The organism is Tunturiibacter gelidiferens, assembly GCF_013410115.1.
GTDB classification, from domain to species: Bacteria; Acidobacteriota; Terriglobia; order Terriglobales; family Acidobacteriaceae; genus Edaphobacter; species Edaphobacter gelidiferens.
Map to the genome: position 1 here is coordinate 1,134,094 of NZ_JACCCV010000002.1, position 17,974 is coordinate 1,152,067.

Here is a 17,974-nt window from a genome sequence, read left to right on the forward strand (position 1 = left end):
GTGTAGTCCTCTCAAAATTGCAAATCTCACCGCCTTCCGCCCGGTGTTCCCTCCTTGCCGTCGCTTTTGCCGTTCTTGTTGTCATCCCCGAAGGGGATCTGCGGTTGCTTTTGCCGTTGTTGTTGCTTTGCCGTTGTTGTTGCTTTGCCGTTGTCGTTGCTTTGCCGTTGTCGTTGCTTTTGCGGTCGTTGCTATCTTTACCGTCACTTCTTCTATTACTGTTATCTTCCTATTGCTTCTTCTGTTACCCCTCGCTCCCAGGGTTCCCTAAGCCACTACCCGACTCCCCACGACCACCCAAAAATCGTCTTCCGAACCGCAGCGCAGTCTCATCTCATGAGTAAACTAACCCCACCATGAAGCCCCGAGCCCTCACCCTCCTGCTTCTCTCCACCCTCACAGCCTCAGCACAAAGACCTCTCATCGGCATCTTCGAGTCCACCTCCTCCGCCCGTGCCGACAACCAGGCAGGCGACAACCAGGGTCAGCCCGGAGTCCGCGTCCTCTTCCACCAATCCGGCCGGCTCTGGCGCTCCTACAACGCTCATTGCCAGGACCAGGCCTGCCTCACAACCATCACCTCCCTCTTCCCGCCCACCACCGCGTGGAATCTCGTCAAAGACGGCAAGCCCGTAGCCATGGTCGTCGCAAACACTCCCGCCGCCTACCACTTCTACTCAGAGATCGGCGTCCAGGCCATCACCAACCCCGCCTCCGTATCCAACCTCGAGCCCCACCCCACGCCCGACCGGCCTGACCCGCCCCACACCATCCTCGCCACCACCCTCCCCACCCTCAAAGACCCCGACAACTGGCGTCCCGCGGCAGTCTTCCCTCTCGACCTCACCAACGTCCGGCAGGCCTTCCGTAAACTCTACCCTCACCCAAAGAACTGCACGCAAATTACCAGCAACTCACCATCGAACTACCACGACTCCACCATCACAGACGACCAGATCGCCCCCGGCTCCTCCTACGTCTCAAACAAAAACTGGCGCATCCTTGAGGTCACGCTCAACGGCTACCTCTGCGACGGCCCACCCGACGACGCCTGGGTCAACCACTGGTTCGCCATCTCCCCCATGGGCGAAGTTCACCACCTCGGCCGCCTCATGCACCTCGCCGGCGCCGCCGACTTCGCCCACGAAGGCCACTCCGAGTTACTCTTCCAGGTTCAGGGCGGTAACGAATCCGGCTACAAACTCTTCTACGACAGCTTCACCCATCAAGCCCTCGCCACCGTCACCCACCACTAACCACTCACCACTCACCACTAACCCACTCACCGAAAAACGCCGTCATTCTGAGCGAAGCGAAGAATCCCCGTATTTGCCGTTGCCGTTGCCGTTGCCGTTGCCGTTGCCGTTGCCTTTGCCGTTGTCTGCTCTTCGCCGTCATCCTGAACGGAGTGAAGGATCCCGACACCTTCGACCCACCCAGACCGTTCGGACCTTCCAACCCAAACACTCCAACCGTTCCCGTTCCTCCGCAAAATCGTCATCTCGACCGAAGCTGTTCACGGTCTCATCGTGAACAGCGCAGCGGAGAGACCCCCGTATTCGCCGTTGCCCTTGTTGTGGCTGTTGCTGTTGTCGTTGCCCTTGTTGTTGCCTGTCGTTTTGTTGTCATTCCGCAGCGCAGCGGAGGAATCTGCGGTCACCCCCGACCCCACTTCCACCACCCCTTCGGTCGTCATCTCGACCGAAGCTGTTCACAGTCTCATCGTGAACAGCGCAGCTCAGAGACCCCGTATTCGCCGTTGCCGTTGCCGTTGCCGTCGCTGTTGCTGTTGTCGTTGCCCTTGTTGTCTCCTGTCCTTTGTTGTCATCCGCAGCGCAGCGGAGGAATCTGCGGTCACCCTCGACCCCACTTCCCACCCCTTCGAATCGTCATTTCGACCGCAGCGGCCCACAGTTTCATCGTGGCCCGCGCAGTGGAGAAACCCGCTTTCCGTTTAGGTTCACCACATACGCGGGCGCCTCACACCAAGAGCACCCGCAGCAACTAACTCTTCGCCCCGCCCATCACATGAGCCGCATGCGTAATCGCCGCCCCCGCACGAAGCGCAGCGGCCACCAACGCCGTCTCAGCCAACTCCTCCTGACTCGCCCCTGCAGCCTGCGCCCCGGATCGATGCAACTCCAGACAGTAGGGACACTGCGTCGTCAACGCCACCGCCACCGCAATCAGCTCCTTCTATTTTTTAGGAATAGCCCCGTCCGCCATCGCCGCTTTATCGAACGCCCAGAAAGCCTTGGTCGCCTCCGAAGCTCCATCCCCAAGCGCCCCCAGCTTCTTCAAATTCGCCATGTCATACATCGCGTCTCTCCCATCCTGCGAAATATTTGTCTACCCGGAACACGTCTGCCAAGTAGTCTGGCCCCCATTTGGCTGCCGCTCAATTCCCAGCCAGTTTCGACTCGCAATCCGACATCGTCAACCGTAGTACTCGCTTTCACCAAACACCAGGCGCCAGACGAGTCCATTCAAAACCACTCGAACCAAAAAATCTCTGTCAAGCCCCCAGATCGCGAAACCCCGCGCCAATCCAGCGAAATCGCGTGGCGCATGAGTTACTCTCAACCCTCTATACTGGATACAGGCGTCGAGATGGAAACAGTCAGCGCTGTTCTATCCCTCCGAAGCACCAGGAACTGCCTCGCATCGTATTGAAAACAAGTATTTTGGAAGCAACCCCTTTTATTTGAAGATCTTGCAGCCACTACCCACCTGCAAACTTTTCAAATAAAAGGACTTGCTTCCAAAATACCCCATGAGGGGGAGGGGGGGGTACCCTCAAACCGAACGATCTTATCCTTAGCCACCAAACTTCGTCTATCCTTATGCAACATCTTCCATGACCAGCCATCACCAGATCGGATCCCAGATCGTTGGCAGCTCCCCCATCCGCAAAGAGGGCAGAGACAAGGTCATGGGCCGCGCCCTGTACGTCGACGACATCAGCCTTCCCGATATGTGGTTCGGAGCCACCGTCCGCAGCACCATCCCCCGCGGCCGCATCACCTCCATCGCCTTCGACCCCGCCATTCCCTGGCACGAATACACCATCGTCTCCGCCGCCGATATCCCCGGCGAAAACACCATCGTCCACCTCACCAAAGACCACCCCTGCCTGGCGGTCACCCACGTCAACCACGCCGAAGAGCCCATCCTCCTCCTCGCCCATCCCGACCGGGCCGTACTCCCCGCCGCGGTAGCCGCGGTCCACATCACCTACGAAGAACTCCCCGCCATCTACACCATCGAGGACTCCGAAAAAAAAGAGCAGATCATCTGGGGCGAAGGCGAAAACGCCAACACTTTCAAGACCTACCTCATGCAGAAGAACCAGAAGCCGATCCCCGACGAGATCTGGCAGACAGCCGACTACATCGTCGAAGGCGAGTACCGCACCGGAGCCCAGGAGCAGCTCTACATCGAGAACAACGGAGTCATAGCCGAGTACTCGCCTGAAGCCGGAGTAACAGTCCGCGGCTCCATGCAGTGCCCCTACTATCTGGTCCACGCCCTCGAGCTCGTCTTCAACTTCCCTGCCGAGAAGTGCCGAGTCATCCAGACCGAGACCGGTGGAGCCTTCGGCGGCAAGGAGGACTTCCCCTCCGTCATCGGCAGCCACGCCGCCCTCCTCGCCATGAAGTCCGGCCACCCCGTCAAGCTCTGCTACGACCGCGCCGAAGACATGGGCGCCACCACCAAGCGCCACCCCAGCCGCACCCGCCATCGCACCGCCGTCAGCAAGGACGGCAAGCTCCTCGCCGGCGAGATAGACTTCGCCATCGACGGCGGGGCCTACGCCACCCTCTCCCCCGTCGTCCTCTCCCGCGGCACCATCCACGCCCCCGGCCCCTACCACTGGCCCCACCTCACCGTCCGCGCCAAAGCAGTCGCAACAAATATTCCGCCCCACGGAGCCTTCCGCGGCTTCGGCGCACCGCAAAGCATCTTCGCCCTCGAACGTCACATGGACAAGATCGCCAAGGTCGTCGGCCTCACCCCCGAAGAGCTCCGCCGCCGCAACTTCCTCGGCACCGGAGGCCACACCGCAACCGGCCAGCTCCTCAAAGATCCCGTCGACATGCAGCACCTACTCACCCGAGCCCTCGAAGAGTCCGACTACCACGCCAAACGCGACCAGTTCAACCGCGAGAACCCAACCAGCATCGTCAAACGCGGCATCGGCTTCGCTACCTTCTTCCACGGCGCAGGCTTCACCGGCTCCGGCGAACGCCGCCTCAACTCCCTCGTAGAGATCGAGCTGACACCCGAAGGCCAACCGCGCCTTCTCGTCTCCTCCACAGAGTTCGGTCAGGGGACCAACACCATCCTCTGCCAGATCGCCGCCCAAACCCTCCGCTTACCCTACGACCAGATCCTGATCGCCCAACCCGACACCGGCCGGGTACCTAACTCAGGCCCCACAGTAGCCAGCCGCACCGCGATGGTGGTCGGCAAACTCGTCGAACGCGCCGCGCAATCACTCTGCGGCAGCCTTGTCCACAGCGGCTATCTCGCACCTGACTACCCCCCCGAAGACTTCCGCCCCGCCGCGCTTCTCTTCCTCGCCCAACACGGCTCCCTCAAGTCCGAAGCCCGCTACCAATCCCCCGGCGACATCTTCTGGGACGACGAAAACTATAGTGGCGAAGCCTATCCCGCGTACGCCTGGGCCGTCTACGTCGCCGAGGTCGCCGTCGATACCACCACCTATTCTGCAAGCGTCACAAACTTCTATGCCCTGCAGGAAGTAGGAAAGGTCCTTCACCCAATCCTCGCCGCCGGCCAGATCGAAGGCGGAGTCGCCCAGGGTATCGGCTACGCGCTCTACGAGAAATGCCTCTGGCAAAACGGCCATCTCGCCAACAACCAGATGACGAACTACATCATGCCCACCAGCGCCGACGTCCCGCCCATCCATGTCACCTTCGAGGAGATTCCAAGCCCCCATGGAGCCTTCGGAGCCAAAGGCATCGGCGAACTCCCTATGGACGGCCCTGCTCCCGCCATCCTCAACGCCATCGAGCATGCCACCAGCATCTCCTTCACCGAAATTCCGCTCCTTCCCGAAGACATCTTCGAACGAATGACCCGCACTCCCGAAGCAGGCAGCGAATCTCTCGATCCCGCGGTGGCCGGCCCAATTTTCAGCGAGGCCACCGCGTGACCACGATTCAACTCACTGTCAACGGGCAGTCAAAGACCATCGAGTCCCCGCCAATGAAGCGTCTCCTCGACGTTCTTCGCGAAGACCTTCACCTTCCGGGAGCAAAAGAAGGCTGCGGCGAGGGAGAATGTGGCTCCTGCTCGGTTCTTATGAATGGCGATCTGGTCAACTCTTGCCTCGTTCCTATCCTGCAAGCAGAAGGGGCGGAGATTACGACGATTGAAGGCGTCGCAATCAACGAAAGACTTCACCCTATCCAGCAATGCTTCCTTGAGAACGGGGGGGCACAGTGCGGCATCTGCACCCCAGGCATGATTCTGGCCACACGCCACCTGCTCGAAAAATATCCGCAACCAACTCTGTTACAAATTCAGGACGGTCTCTCCGGCAATCTTTGCCGCTGCACTGGCTACATTCGCATCTTCAACGCTGTCCAGGCCGCAGCTCTCGTTGGAGCCGCCGAATAATGCGCTCCAACATCACGCATTACGATCTCATCGCGCCAAAATCGCTCGATGCTGTTCTCCAAATCCTCGCAGACTCGCCCGACCGCTACACCCCGATCGCCGGCGGCACCGAGTTAATGGTCGCGCTAGGCGCTGGGCGTCTACAGCCCAAAAAGCTCGTCTCTCTCTGGAACCTCCAAGAGCTGCGTTTCATTGAAGTCACTCCAGACGCAGTCCGCATCGGTGCCAGCAGTACTTTCAGTGACGTTCGCAATCACCCCGTCATCGCCAGCGAACTCTCCCTCCTCTCTCAGGCCGCCAGCTGGACCGGCTCGATTGCGAACCAGAACCGCGGCACCATCGGCGGCAACATCGTCAATGCCAGCCCCGCCGCCGACTCCCCTCCCGCGCTGCTCGCTTACGACGCCATCGTCACCCTCGTCTCAACTCGCGGCAGTCGCACGATTCCTTACCGCGACTTTCACCTAAGCTACAAAAAAGCCGCTCTCGCCCCTGATGAACTCCTCCACAGCATCACGCTCTCACGTAACTTCGTTGATTACAAAATCTACATTCGCAAGGTGGGGACTCGGAACGCCCAAGCTATCTCAAAGGTCGCAATCGCCGCAGTCGCCCGCACCAACCGTGGCGTGATCGAAAGTATCCGCATCGGAGCCGCCAGCCTGCGCGAGACTCCTGCCCGCCTCATCGCCACGGAACAGTCTCTCCTCAACAAACCCGTGACGCCCGCTTCCCTCGCCGCCGCCCGCGGAGCTTTATTGAGCGAAACCCTTCCCATCGATGACATCCGCAGCACTGCGAAATACCGCGCTGCAGTTGCTGCCAACCTCCTCGAAGAGTTTCTGCACACCCTCTAGCATCATGCCGCGAGAGCCTCTACCCAAACAATTTACGCGCACGTGCCAGATCTTCAATCGTATCCACATCCAACTCCCCACCAGCCAACGCTACGCACTGTGCCGACCGCAGCAAATCTTTTGCTCCGGCATCGCCCCGCAACTCCATCAGATCCTTAAACAAGGACGCCGGAAAATAAGCCGGCACTCCTCGCCGACCATCGTACGTGGACCCTGCTACCTCTCCTGAAGCCGCCAGGCTCCGTAGGTGCAAAGCCGTCACACCCGGCATATCGCAAGTCATCACCACACAACCGTCCAGGTCATGCAGAGCCCCCACTCCAACTCGCACTGAAGCGCTCATTCCCTCGCACCAGTTGTCATTCCTCAAAACATCAGCATCACCCAACTCACACTCCGCCTCGATCGATTCCGCAGAAGCCCCCAACACCACGACCACCGGTGAAAATCCGGCCTCACGAGCTACCCTCACCGAGTGTTCCAACAGATTTTCGGCCCCTATCTTCACCAGTTGCTTCGGCTCCCCGAGCCGCCTCGAAGCCCCAGCCGCGAGAATCACGGCACCGATCCGCTTCACGCAACATCCAGCGCACACTGTGTTTGCAAATAGCGTGCGACGCCACCCTCTCTCAGGTGAATCTCAACATCTTCCGGCGACAACCTTCGCGAAGCACCCAGCTTCCCCATGCACGACGCTTGCACCTCAGCGATTACCGCAAGCGCAATTGCCTCCGGCCCGTCGCCGCCAAGATCCAACCCCACTGGCGCATAGATACGGTCGCAGCACGCCCCAACCGTCCATCCCAATATCGCTGCAGCCTCGCTGACCAGCAGCGAACTCCGGTGCCGTGCTCCCAGCAGACCAAGGTACCTGGGATGCAACGGGAGCACCGCGGCCAGCAGATCCCTGTCCTGCTCATAACTATGTGTCATCAGCACCACTGCGTCGTCAGGACGAATCGCCAGAAGCTCACTCGACGCGGCAGATGCCACGATCACCCGCTCCGCCTCCGGAAATCGATCCGCGCGAGCCATCTGCGCCCGTCCATCCATCACCGAAACGCTCCAACCCAGTAACGCCGCCATACTCACCACTGGTTTCGCGTCGTCACCTGCCCCCAGAACGAACAACCGCTGTGGAGTGGTGATTCGCTCCACAAAGACGCCAGAGAGCATATTCGCAACAGCGCCTCGAAGTAGTACGGCTGCCCTCGCCTCCATTAGTTCAGGCTCTGTCAGGCCCGCGCTGGCAAATGTGAAATCTCCCGTCGCCGCAAGTACAGCACGTTCCAGGCTCCTTCCGGCACACGGTAGCCAGGTCAGCACCGTCACCTCATCCCCAGCAAGCGCAACTTCCAGTGCCGCGAGCGCAGCTCGGCACTCAGGAGTATCGACCGGTTCGATCAGTAGATCGACTATCCCCCCGCACCCCAGCCCAAACGGCACCTCCGCCGTGTCATCAAACATCGTCGAATACCGCTCCACCACGGCGCCATCCCGAACCAACCACGCGGCCTTGCGCATCACCTCGGCCTCTAGGCATCCTCCACTAATCGTCCCTGCGTACTCTCCTTGCTTCCCCAGCAGCAGGCGAGCTCCCGGCCGTCGATAGCTCGATCCCTCGACCCGTACAAGCGTCACCATCGCGGCTGCTCCTCCTTGCCGCCACATCCGAACGATCTGCCGACTTTCTTTCATGCCAAAAGTCTGCCTCCCTCAACCCTGACTGCTATTCTCCGCGTCGGGGTCTCATCTGTCCATCGAAACGGCAGACGCCGTAGCCTCGGGTCGTTCCAAGAGTGGGATCTCAAGTGATGAGAGATAAGTGCTCAAACAGGGCTAGCTGCCGCGAAGAGAGTAGTTACTCTACGCAGAACAGCACCCTTCCTCCTGTAGCGTCTTCTCTTACTCTTAGCCGAAGATTGCTCGAATTTCCAAAAACTCAATCGTCCCGAGGCTGTTGCAACTGCCACTTTATAGGTAGTTCCCTCAAATCCTCTATATGCAATACTTTTGGCGCAGGAGACCGGATACCTACCGTTGATGGAGCGTCGCAACTCCAAAAGAACCGCTTCACCTGCACTTGCGCGTCCGTCCTGATTCACTTTGTAGCACGAACCTAGGAGCTTCATTCATGCATCTCAGCCGTCTTGCCGGTGTTCAGGCCCTGTCTGCCCTGGTCGTTCTCGTTGCATCCGCCACCGTTTCGTCTCTCGCACACGCCCAGGCCCTTACTTTGGTGCAGAGCGGCACTCGATATGCCGGAACCATCACTCCAGGCTTCAACGGGGACTTCGGACCCGCGACAACGGTCAGCCTCAACACTCCGTCCTATATTGTCTTCGATTCGAACGGCAACCAATATCTCTCGGATACGTTGAACAACTGCGTGCGCAAAATCGATAGCTCGGGGTCGATGAGTACCCTGGTCGGACTCGCTGTTTCGGGCAAAGGAGACACCTGTTCCACTTCATCGAACAGCACTCCGGCCCCCTCCCAGGGTCTATACCAACCCACGGGTCTTGCGGTCGACAGCTCGAACAACCTCTACATCGCAGACAGTAGTCACAACTGCGTCCGCAAACTCGCCGCAGGAGCCTCCGGAGTCGCTTCGCTTACCACCGTCTCCGGCACCTGCGGTTCCGCAGTCTCAACCACCCCGAACCCCAACGGTCTGGCCCTTGACGCCAGCAACAACCTCTACATCGCCATTCAGGATACTGAAGTCCCCGCTGCTCTCAGCACCTATCAGGTCCTGCTCCAGGCTCCTTCCTCGAGCCTCTGCGTATTAGCTGGCGCGCCTTCTGCACTAGTTTCTACAACCTGCCCCGGCGTCACCGGCAATGTCACGCTGAACGCCCCCTCAGGTCTCGCAATCAACGGCGCAGGAGATCTCTTCATCGCCGATACCGGCAACAACTGCGTCCGCCAGGTCGTCGGCCTATTGACGTTCCAAACAGCCGTCGGCCAATGCTCCAATGACAACTCAGGCACAATCGCCACGGCACTGAACAAGCCATACGGTCTAGCCTTTTCGCCCACGCAGTCAATCTACATTACCGAGACCACTCCCGATGTCGTGGTCAGTTACGTCCTGGGCGCATCCAGCGTGACCATCACCGCGGGCCTCCCCAATGGCGCCTCCGGCTCCTACAGCCCGGTCCAGGACGGAACCTCCGCACTCGACTTCCCTCTCAACGGTCCCCGCGGAATTGCCGTCGACAGCCTAGGCAACTTCTCTCTCGCTGACTCCAGCAACAGCATCCTTCGCAAACTCAGCAGCAACATCATCTTCCCGCCTACGCCAGTCGGGAGTCTCAGCGCTGGCCTCCCGGTCACCTTTGTTGTCAACCAGAAAGTAAATCTATCTGTTACTTCAGGGCCAGACTTCAACATCATCACAAATACCTGCACCGGCGTCCTTACCCCTTCGGCTCCGGGCGCGCCACCTGTTACCTGCCAGGTCTTTGTTCGCTTCACACCCACTCTTCTTGGACTGCGCAGCGCTCCCATCAAGCTCGCCGACTCGGTCTCCGGCAACAGCATCTCCCAAGGGCTCGAAGGCAGGGCAACCGGCTCGCTCGGTGTCTTCACCCCCGGTATCGTGAAAACTGTTGTCAGCTCCCTTACCGCTCCTTCAGCAGTAACGGTAGACCCTGCCGGCAACGCGTACATCCTCGAAACTGGCGCAACTCCCGGCTCGGGCAACCTCCTAAAGCTTCCTGTCAGCGGCCCGCCATTTCCCATCATTCCCGGAGGATCCGGCCTACTCACCTCCTCAGCCATCACAATTGACTCCACCGGAAACTACTTCATAACCGACGCCGTTCACGGCACAGTTTCCCGCTTTGGCGTCGATGGCAGCCTGAATACCGGCTATGTAACCGGCCTTGATACGCCAACCTCCATCTATGTCGATGGCTTCGACAACCTCTTCATCGCCCAGGCAGGCTCGACGCATAACGTGATCGAGGTCTTTGCAGGTGGCGGGAGCCGCACTATCGCAGGCAGCGGAACCAACTCCTCGGCCGACGGCGTCCTCGCCACGACTGCCAGTTTCGTCTCACCTGGCGGCCTCATTCTCGACGCTACCGGCATCCTCTACATCGCCGACACAGGCGGACATCTCGTCTACGCAGTGGATAAGTTCGGCATCATTCACCAAATTGCCGGAAATGGAACCACGACCACAACAGTTGCTGGCCAAGCCACAGGGACCGCCATCATCTCTCCGTCTTCCCTAGCCTTCGATGCGGCTGGAGACCTCTACATTGCGGATGCCACCGCTAACACCGTCTACACTGTCTTCGTCTCTACCACAAGCAGCGGCAGCAACATCTCGACCACCCTTGGCACCGGGACTGCCGGAAATTCAGGCGATGGCGGCTTCGCCAACCTCGCCCAGATCAACAACCCCCTCAGCATCGCCGTTGAAGGCAACAGCGATCTCTTCGAAGTCGACAACGGCAACAACTCCGTCCGCGAGATTACCTATCCCAATCCCACGCTCGCCTTCGGCAACGTTCTGGTTGGCCAAAGCTCCGGCGTCATCCAGCAGACCTTGAGTAACTTTGGCTCTGCTCCCTTCACCCTCAACGGTTCAATTACCACCTCCGATCCTCACTTCACGATCGATCCGGGCACTACCACCTGCGGTACCACCATCATCTCGGGTTCCACCTGCAACCTGGGCTTCGTCTTTACTCCAACCGCCAAGGGTTCGCTGACGGCCGCCGTCACTATCATCTCCAACTCGTACAACAGCCCTCAGACAATCACGCTTACCGGAACCGGAAAGGTCATTGCGCCGCTTCAATTCACATTGCCAGCCGAAACCGAAGTTTACGGCCAACCCTTTTCTCAAACCGTCAACGTCACCAATGGCAGCCCCTCTCCGAGCGGCACCATCACCTTTAGCCTCGGTGCACGGACTGTTTGCAACGTCACCGGTACCTTCGGACTAGGTTCCACCTGCAACGCTTCCAACAGCGGCCTCGCCGTCGGCACCTACACACTCACCTTCAACTACTCCGGCGACACCAACTACTTGCCCGCCACCGGTAACGTGAACCTCACGGTCACTCCGGCTGCGCTCAACGTCACCGTCAACAACGTTACCCGCCTCTACGGAGCGTCCAACCCTACCTTCACCGGCTCACTGACCGGAGTTGCCTCGGGCGACACGATTCTCGTCGCCTACTCCAGCACCGCCACCGTCACCTCTCCTGTAAATACCTACCCGATCATCGCGACTCTCACCACGGCTGGGACAACAAACCTCTCCAACTACGCGATCACGAACACACCCGGAACCCTCACCATCACTCAGGCTCCCATCGTCGTAACAGTTCTCAACTTGAGCCGTCAGTACGGCCAAGCCAATCCCGCCTTCAACAGCACCACCCTCGGCGTCTTGAACGGCAATACCGTTAGTGGGGGAACCTTCAACGGCGACGTGCTCACAATCGCCTATACCTCACCGGCCACAGCCACCTCGCCTGCTGGAACTTATCCCATCAACGCGACCGTGGCCGGAGCAAACGTCGGCAATTACGCCATCACCGTCGCTGCCGGCACCCTCACCGTCACGCCTGCGGTCCTCACCATCACGGTCAACAACGCGACCAAGACCTACGGAGCAGCCAACCCAATCTTCAGCAGCACTGTCAGTGGCGCTCTCAACGGAGATACCTTCACGAACGCTTACTCGACTATAGCCACTGTCGCGTCACCAGTCGGCTCCTACCCGATTAATGACGCGGTCGGCGGTCCTGCAGCCTCCAACTACACAGTCCAGGTTACCCCGGGAACTCTCGCGATTACTCAGGCCTCCATCACTGTCAACGTGACTGCTAACAACGCCACACGCAACTACGGCGCGACCGATCCCACCTTTACCAGCACGGTCAATGGCGCCCTGAACGGCGATACCTTCACCATTACCTACACCACCACGGACACACCAACATCACCGATTGGTACCTACACGATCATCCCCACTGTTTCAGGTCCTGCGACCGCCAACTACAGCACCATAACAACGACAAACGGAACTCTCACCATTACCCCAGCCACGCTAACCGTTACGGCGACTAATGCCACGCGCACCTACAACACACCGAACCCTGTCTTCACCGGAACAACCACCGGTCTGCTCAAAGGCGACTCTGTCGCTACCACGTTTAACAGTTCCGCTGTTCTGAACTCCCCCGTGGGCACCTACCCGATCATTCCCTCGGTCTCCGGCGCGGCTCTCTCAAACTACTCCGTCAACCTGGTCAACGGCTCGCTCACCATTACCCAAAATCAAGGCGCTCTAGTCATTAACGTCAACAGCGCGAGCCGTCTCTACGGCGCACCCAACCCCGCATTTTCTGGAACCGTCACCGGCGTAGTCCCTGGCGACGACGTAGTCGTCACCTATACGACCGTCGCGACCCCCACGTCCGCGGCAGGCCAATACCCCATCGGTGCCAGCGTCTCGGGAACCTCTGCCGGCAACTATATCGCCACCATCCACCCCGGCACGCTCGACATCAGTCCTGTCGGCACCGTCACTACGGTCACAAGTTCCGGCTCGCCTGCAGCCGCTGGCACCACCGTCACTTTCACGGCCACGGTCACCACCACAACTGGTGTGTCCACTGGCACCGTCAACTTCTCGGATGGCGGAAATCTCCTCGGCACCGGTACCCTGAACAGCAGCGGTATCGCTACATTCGCCACCAGCGCTCTTACCTCAGGCAGCCACACCATCACCGCCATCTTCCAGGCCAACACCAACTTCTCCACCAGTTCGGCCACCCTCACCCAAGTCATCAACGCTCCCGTGGGCAGCTTCACAATGTCCGCCACGCCTCCCACTCAGCTCATTCGCGGTCCTGGTGCAACGAGCTATCAGATCGTACTTACCTCCGTTGGAGCCTTTGCGGGCCAGATCAATCTCTCCTGCTCTGGCCTTCCTGCTGACGCTACATGCACCTTCGCCAGCAATCCGACACTCACCGCCGGAGGCACCGCCACTGTCGCGCTGACCATCAACACTACCGCGGCCGACGCCAAACTTAGCAATCCATCGATCCCTAACCTCAAACCCATGGATCTCACCCCAATCACCGCTGCCGCCGTCTTCCCGGTCGAACTCACCGGACTTGGCATCTTCTTTGCCGGACTCCGGCGCCGCAGAAAGCTAGGTACTCACGAGATTCGCCTTCTCGCAGTCATCCTTCTTTCCTTCGGTATCCTTGGCCTGGCGGGTTGCTGCTTCAACACCACATTCCAGACCTACACCGTCAACATCACCGGCACCAGCGCGAACTTCACGACGCCGGCTCAATCTACCTCGGTTTTTCTGTCCGTCGGGAAGTAATAGTGCTACCCGTGTGTCCTGGCAATCTCACAGGACATACAGGGTAAAGAAAATCAGGAAAGCACCGCAGTTGGAGGTTTCATCCTTATGCATCTCCGCCCCGTGAGCCCCAATAAATTGAGCCCTCACACCAAGCGCCTCACGAGTGCCCTACTCAATTCCGGGACCAAGCTCCTCGTCGCCCTTTGCATCGCAGCCTCGCCGCTGTCCGCTGTAGCGCAGGCGGTCAAAACCGCCTCCACGCCACCTCCCGATTTTTCGCGGCTCGATCTCTACGGCGGCTACGCCTACTTCCATCCCTTCAACAGCGAAATCACCCCCTTCGTCTATCAGCCCATCAATGCCGGTGCAGTCGCAAGTGCCACCGCCTATTTCAATCGTTACTTGGGCGTCCAAGCCGAGGGCAGCTTCTTCCCGAACGGGACCAACGATTGCTATTACACCGCCCAAGCCGGCCCTGTTCTCCGCTACCAAAAAGGCCGCTTCATCCCCTTCGCCCACGTTCTCGGCGGCGGAGCCAGAGCAGGCGGACCAGCCTTCCAACCCTGCACCTGGGGCTGGGGCGTCACCGCCGGAGCAGGTCTCGACCTCGTCCTGCCAGTTTTCAACAATCACATCGCCCTTCGCATAGCCCAAGCTGACTTCAACTACTCCCACGTTGACTACGGTCCAGTCGACCCCGCCCAGGTAACCGGAGGCGTTGGTGATATCACTGCCTACCGCCTCTCTGCCGGCGTAGTTCTGCGCTTCGGCCAGCAAACGCCTCCCCCACCTGTCCAACTTGGCTGCACCGTTCAACCAACCAACGTCTTCCCTGGCGATCCCGTAACCGTTACAGCCACTGCTACAAACCTCGAAGCGAAGAAGAAGCTTTCCTACACCTGGACCGCCAGCGGCGGTGAGCTCACCAACAACGACGCAACAGCCAACATCAACACCGCAGGCCTCGCACCAGGCGACTATACCGTCTCGGGTCACGTCAGCGAAGGCAAACGCCCTGGCGAGAGCGCCAACTGCTCCGCCGGCTTCCGCATCCATAACCCCGCTCCGCCCTCCATCGCTTGCTCCGCCAACCCCAGCACCGTCATGCCCGGCGACCCCTCGACCATCACAGCCGTCGCGAGCAGCCTGGAGGGTCTCACCCTCAGCTACTCCTACTCCGCCTCCGCTGGCCAGATCTCCGGAACCACACCTACCGCGACGCTCGTCACCAGCGGCGCTCCCTCAGGCATCGTCACGGTCACCTGCAACGTTGTCGATGATCTCGGCAAACACGCCTCCGCCGACACCACAGTGACAATCATCACGCCTCCACCTCCGCCGGTCCCGCAGGTACGCCCCCTCTGCAGCGTTTCGTTTGAGCGGGATCTGAAGCGTCCCGTCCGCGTCGACAACGAAGGGAAGGCCTGCCTGGACGAGATCGCTCTCACCCTCAACCGCGACACCACCTCAAAACTGGTAATTGTCGGCAGACACTCCGACGATGAAACGCCTGATGCTGCAGCCCAGCGCGACCTCAACGTAGAGCAGTACCTCATCGACGAAAAAGGAATCGATCCTGCACGCATCTCGATGCGAACCAGCGGCCAACCTGGTCGCGTCCTCGACAGCACACTCGTTCCCGACGGAGCCTCATTCACCCCCGGGGACACGGCTACCTTCGACGCAAACTCGGTGAAACGGGAGGGCCAGCCATACGCTAAGCCAAAATCCACTACGAATCACTAACCAATCACGAATCTGATCGACTTTTGTCTCAAACCTGAGAGGAGGAGCTCCAGGCTTCTTCTTATTTTCCGCCTCACGGTAAACCTGAAGCGCCCATTCAGCCAGCGCACTCGCGAACATCCTAACCTCGCCAGTACCAGCTCAATAGATCATCGCGTAACCGCGCAATCGAGCGCCCGCACCTTGCTTCTCCCTTGTTGCTTCCTGTCTTCGATACGCCGCAACTCACTTCGAACCAGCACAGCCGAAGTCACCGCTTCCCGCTCCATCGCCACCCCGCCGCCAAATCTGCTAAACTACCTGAGTCGGTATAGCGATCCTGCAAGCCCACCCGCGCGCTTGAGCCTTACGGAAAGCACTCTCATCGACATCTCACCGCAGCACATTCGGGGCGTAGCGCAGTCTGGTAGCGCACCTGGTTCGGGACCAGGGGGTCGGAGGTTCGAATCCTCTCGCCCCGACCATTTAAATCCCTCTTGCTTTTCAACAATTTACAGCCCAAGCCATTTGTCGTGTTCGAACTGGTGCCGCCGCGGAGTACACCGAAAGCGTTGTTTCCACCCGGGGACGGTATTGAAGCTCGCCATTCTGTGCACTTTTTGCCCAAAAAGAGGAGTTCCCAATATCTTGGCCGGGCTACTGTTGGTTGATCGTCCAATGCGGTAATTTCTGGACCTTTTGTTCGGGTTCGGCTAATGTCTTCGCCTTCTGGACTCTCATACCCACGATGTATTGATGCGGCGTGGATCCTGAACTTTCCCTAAAAGTCCGTGCGAAGTGAAAGACACTTAGGTCTGTGAGGGCCGCCAACTCCTGGAGGCGAATATCGCGATGCAGATTTGCTTCTATGTAGGACTGCACTCGCCGGAGATTCGGGCGCGAGAGGCCGCCTTTTATTCTGGCGGGGGCCGATGAAGTAAGCCCATACTTCTTGATGAGAGCTATCGACAAGGACATCCCCAACATATCTCCATAAAGAGATCCCATGGGCCAGCCTGCGCTCATCTCTCGCTCCATCTCCGTTAGCAGGAGACGCAACTGTTCATCTTGAAACGACCACTGATTTTCGAAGTCGCATAGCCCTCTGATACCAATTTGTTCGGCAGCCTGACTGAGCAGCGATGGCTCCAGAGATGCCACGATACGCTGCGAAGGCCCATGCCAGAGCAGGCTGTCTCGGGTCCCCGGCGCCAGTAGGATTAGGCTGCCAACATCCGATCGGACACGGCCTTTTTGTCCGGAGCTGTTCCAGTCCATCTCGACCGGACCACTGGATTGAAGATGCAGACAAAACGTGTGTGCTCATGCTCTGGTATGGCTACTGCGCCGAGGCGATGCCTCTCCAGGATCATGCCAGTCCAGGGTGAGCGTTCGTTATTGGTAGTGGGTTGTCCAGGGAGCAGGGGCACCGACTCCCCTTCCATTAAGACGGAGATGCGCTTCGACCTCATCGGGTCGTGGCAAGGGACGGCGTCGAGCCTACGAAGCACTCCGTTTGTCCCGCCACCGAACCCAGTCATGCGCGATCTCCCTTATTCATCATAGATCCAGCAAGAACAGACAACCTACCGCAAGATCAGCCACATGCGCCCATTGAAAATCCGGTATCTCTAGGGAGAGGAAACTGAGATGGGACTTATACAGGGAGTAGTCGACGGCTTCATCATGACAGTCGGCATCACCCCGCCCAAACCCGAGAACAAACGCTCGGCAACGATCTTTATCGCGACGGGCCTTCTCGGCACAGTTGTCGGTATCATTGCTCTGTTTGTTTTTGTTCTGACCGTAATGCTTCACAGATAGTGTATGTTTACCGGCCATCGGCGCAGTTCGAAGGAGCAGAGGTATGAGCAAGGAACAGGCAGTCGCACTCGTCCCGCCGTTCACGCAGGAGACGGCAATCCTTAAGGTACGCAAGGCCGAAGACGGCTGGAACTCGCGCAATCCCGAACAGGTTTGCCTTGCTTATACCGTCGACAGCAAGTGGCGCAATCGCTCTGAGTTCGTCAACGGACGAGAGCAGATCGTTCAATTTCTCACTCGCAAATGGCAAAAGGAGTTGGATTATCGGCTCATCAAGGAGCTGTGGGCCTTTGGAGGCTCCCGCATCGCGGTTCGTTTTGCCTACGAATCGCATGACGCAACCGGCCAGTGGTACCGCTCTTACGGCAATGAAAACTGGGAGTTCGACAACGACGGCGTGATGCACCATCGTTATGCCTGCATCAACGATCTCCCTATCAAAGAGAGTGAGCGGCTCTTTCATTGGCCACTTGGCCGGCGCCCAGACGACCACCCGGGCCTTACGGAGCTTGGCCTTTAGGCTCGACGACCCTTCGACGTGAGGCTCTGCCACCGAAGCCCCTCGAAA

Annotated in this window: 14 protein-coding genes and 1 tRNA gene; 9 read left to right on the plus strand and 6 right to left on the minus strand. The window is 59.1% G+C overall.

What is annotated here, in order from left to right:
• Positions 1-356 precede the first annotated feature (356 nt).
• Complete coding sequence (locus HDF12_RS16780; protein ID WP_179585181.1) at positions 357-1,256, plus strand: hypothetical protein; 900 nt, start codon at positions 357-359, stop codon at positions 1,254-1,256.
• Between the two features lie 260 nt (positions 1,257-1,516).
• Here the strand turns inward: HDF12_RS16780 and HDF12_RS16785 are convergent, their stop codons facing one another.
• The 3 genes from HDF12_RS16785 to HDF12_RS22450 form a co-directional block, all read right to left on the minus strand.
• Positions 1,517-1,696 carry a hypothetical protein gene (locus HDF12_RS16785; protein WP_179585183.1) on the minus strand — a complete coding sequence of 60 codons (180 nt, stop codon included), beginning with the start codon at positions 1,694-1,696 and terminating at the stop codon, positions 1,517-1,519.
• Positions 1,697-2,004: 308 nt separating this feature from the next.
• On the minus strand, positions 2,005-2,190 hold the full coding sequence (locus HDF12_RS22445) for a carboxymuconolactone decarboxylase family protein (RefSeq protein ID WP_257025800.1): 186 nt from the start codon (positions 2,188-2,190) through the stop codon (positions 2,005-2,007).
• 6 nt (positions 2,191-2,196) lie between these two features.
• Positions 2,197-2,319 carry a hypothetical protein gene (locus HDF12_RS22450; protein WP_257025711.1) on the minus strand — a complete coding sequence of 41 codons (123 nt, stop codon included), beginning with the start codon at positions 2,317-2,319 and terminating at the stop codon, positions 2,197-2,199.
• 538 nt (positions 2,320-2,857) lie between these two features.
• On the opposite strand from HDF12_RS22450, the gene HDF12_RS16795 reads away from it, so the two are divergent.
• The 3 genes from HDF12_RS16795 to HDF12_RS16805 are packed head-to-tail and all read left to right on the plus strand — an operon-like array spanning position 2,858 to position 6,506.
• Complete coding sequence (locus HDF12_RS16795; protein WP_179585185.1) at positions 2,858-5,182, plus strand: xanthine dehydrogenase family protein molybdopterin-binding subunit; 2,325 nt, start codon at positions 2,858-2,860, stop codon at positions 5,180-5,182.
• The gene (locus HDF12_RS16800) at positions 5,179-5,649 is read left to right on the plus strand and encodes a (2Fe-2S)-binding protein (protein ID WP_179585187.1); all 471 of its coding nucleotides are present in this window, start codon (positions 5,179-5,181) and stop codon (positions 5,647-5,649) included. Before HDF12_RS16795 ends, HDF12_RS16800 begins: the two co-directional genes overlap by 4 nt.
• Positions 5,649-6,506 (plus strand): FAD binding domain-containing protein, encoded by an 858-nt coding sequence (locus HDF12_RS16805; protein WP_179585189.1) that lies wholly within the window; start codon positions 5,649-5,651, stop codon positions 6,504-6,506. Before HDF12_RS16800 ends, HDF12_RS16805 begins: the two co-directional genes overlap by 1 nt.
• A gap of 19 nt (positions 6,507-6,525) precedes the next feature.
• Here HDF12_RS16805 and HDF12_RS16810 read toward each other — a convergent pair whose 3' ends face one another.
• Both HDF12_RS16810 and HDF12_RS16815 read right to left on the minus strand, forming a co-directional pair.
• Positions 6,526-7,083, minus strand: coding sequence for a nucleotidyltransferase family protein (locus HDF12_RS16810; protein ID WP_179585191.1), 558 nt, complete (start codon positions 7,081-7,083; stop codon positions 6,526-6,528).
• A complete protein-coding gene (locus HDF12_RS16815) occupies positions 7,080-8,204 on the minus strand; it encodes an XdhC family protein (protein WP_179585193.1) in 1,125 nt (374 codons plus the stop codon). Before HDF12_RS16815 ends, HDF12_RS16810 begins: the two co-directional genes overlap by 4 nt.
• 436 nt (positions 8,205-8,640) lie before the next feature.
• Here HDF12_RS16815 and HDF12_RS16820 point away from each other — a divergent pair, with 436 nt between their 5' ends.
• From HDF12_RS16820 to HDF12_RS16830, 3 genes are all read left to right on the plus strand, one after another.
• Positions 8,641-13,875, plus strand: a complete 5,235-nt coding sequence (locus tag HDF12_RS16820) for an MBG domain-containing protein (RefSeq protein ID WP_179585195.1) — start codon at positions 8,641-8,643, stop codon at positions 13,873-13,875.
• A gap of 87 nt (positions 13,876-13,962) precedes the next feature.
• The gene (locus tag HDF12_RS16825) at positions 13,963-15,603 is read left to right on the plus strand and encodes a hypothetical protein (protein WP_179585197.1); all 1,641 of its coding nucleotides are present in this window, start codon (positions 13,963-13,965) and stop codon (positions 15,601-15,603) included.
• A gap of 387 nt (positions 15,604-15,990) precedes the next feature.
• Positions 15,991-16,067: transfer RNA gene (locus HDF12_RS16830), tRNA-Pro, on the plus strand.
• 172 nt (positions 16,068-16,239) lie between these two features.
• Here the strand turns inward: HDF12_RS16830 and HDF12_RS16835 are convergent.
• Positions 16,240-16,608 carry an AraC family transcriptional regulator gene (locus tag HDF12_RS16835; RefSeq protein WP_179585198.1) on the minus strand — a complete coding sequence of 123 codons (369 nt, stop codon included), beginning with the start codon at positions 16,606-16,608 and terminating at the stop codon, positions 16,240-16,242.
• Between the two features lie 624 nt (positions 16,609-17,232).
• Here HDF12_RS16835 and HDF12_RS16840 point away from each other — a divergent pair.
• Together HDF12_RS16840 and HDF12_RS16845 are read left to right on the plus strand one after the other, a co-directional pair.
• A complete protein-coding gene (locus HDF12_RS16840) occupies positions 17,233-17,406 on the plus strand; it encodes a hypothetical protein (RefSeq protein ID WP_179585200.1) in 174 nt (57 codons plus the stop codon).
• A gap of 43 nt (positions 17,407-17,449) precedes the next feature.
• Positions 17,450-17,926, plus strand: a complete 477-nt coding sequence (locus tag HDF12_RS16845) for a nuclear transport factor 2 family protein (RefSeq protein ID WP_179585202.1) — start codon at positions 17,450-17,452, stop codon at positions 17,924-17,926.
• The last annotated feature ends 48 nt before the right edge of the window (positions 17,927-17,974 follow it).

Bases quoted from the DNA above. Each gene is read 5' to 3' on its own strand.
- HDF12_RS16780 (WP_179585181.1), top strand. From the start codon at position 357: ATGAAGCCCCGAGCCCTCACCCTCCTGCTTCTCTCCACCCTCACAGCC.
- HDF12_RS16785 (WP_179585183.1), bottom strand. From the start codon at position 1,696: ATGACGACCGAAGGGGTGGTGGAAGTGGGGTCGGGGGTGACCGCAGAT.
- HDF12_RS22450 (WP_257025711.1), bottom strand. From the start codon at position 2,319: ATGTATGACATGGCGAATTTGAAGAAGCTGGGGGCGCTTGGGGATGGA.
- HDF12_RS16795 (WP_179585185.1), top strand. From the start codon at position 2,858: ATGACCAGCCATCACCAGATCGGATCCCAGATCGTTGGCAGCTCCCCC.
- HDF12_RS16805 (WP_179585189.1), top strand. From the start codon at position 5,649: ATGCGCTCCAACATCACGCATTACGATCTCATCGCGCCAAAATCGCTC.
- HDF12_RS16815 (WP_179585193.1), bottom strand. From the start codon at position 8,204: ATGAAAGAAAGTCGGCAGATCGTTCGGATGTGGCGGCAAGGAGGAGCA.
- HDF12_RS16820 (WP_179585195.1), top strand. From the start codon at position 8,641: ATGCATCTCAGCCGTCTTGCCGGTGTTCAGGCCCTGTCTGCCCTGGTC.
- HDF12_RS16825 (WP_179585197.1), top strand. From the start codon at position 13,963: ATGCATCTCCGCCCCGTGAGCCCCAATAAATTGAGCCCTCACACCAAG.
- HDF12_RS16835 (WP_179585198.1), bottom strand. From the start codon at position 16,608: ATGAGCGCAGGCTGGCCCATGGGATCTCTTTATGGAGATATGTTGGGG.
- HDF12_RS16840 (WP_179585200.1), top strand. From the start codon at position 17,233: ATGGGACTTATACAGGGAGTAGTCGACGGCTTCATCATGACAGTCGGC.
- HDF12_RS16845 (WP_179585202.1), top strand. From the start codon at position 17,450: ATGAGCAAGGAACAGGCAGTCGCACTCGTCCCGCCGTTCACGCAGGAG.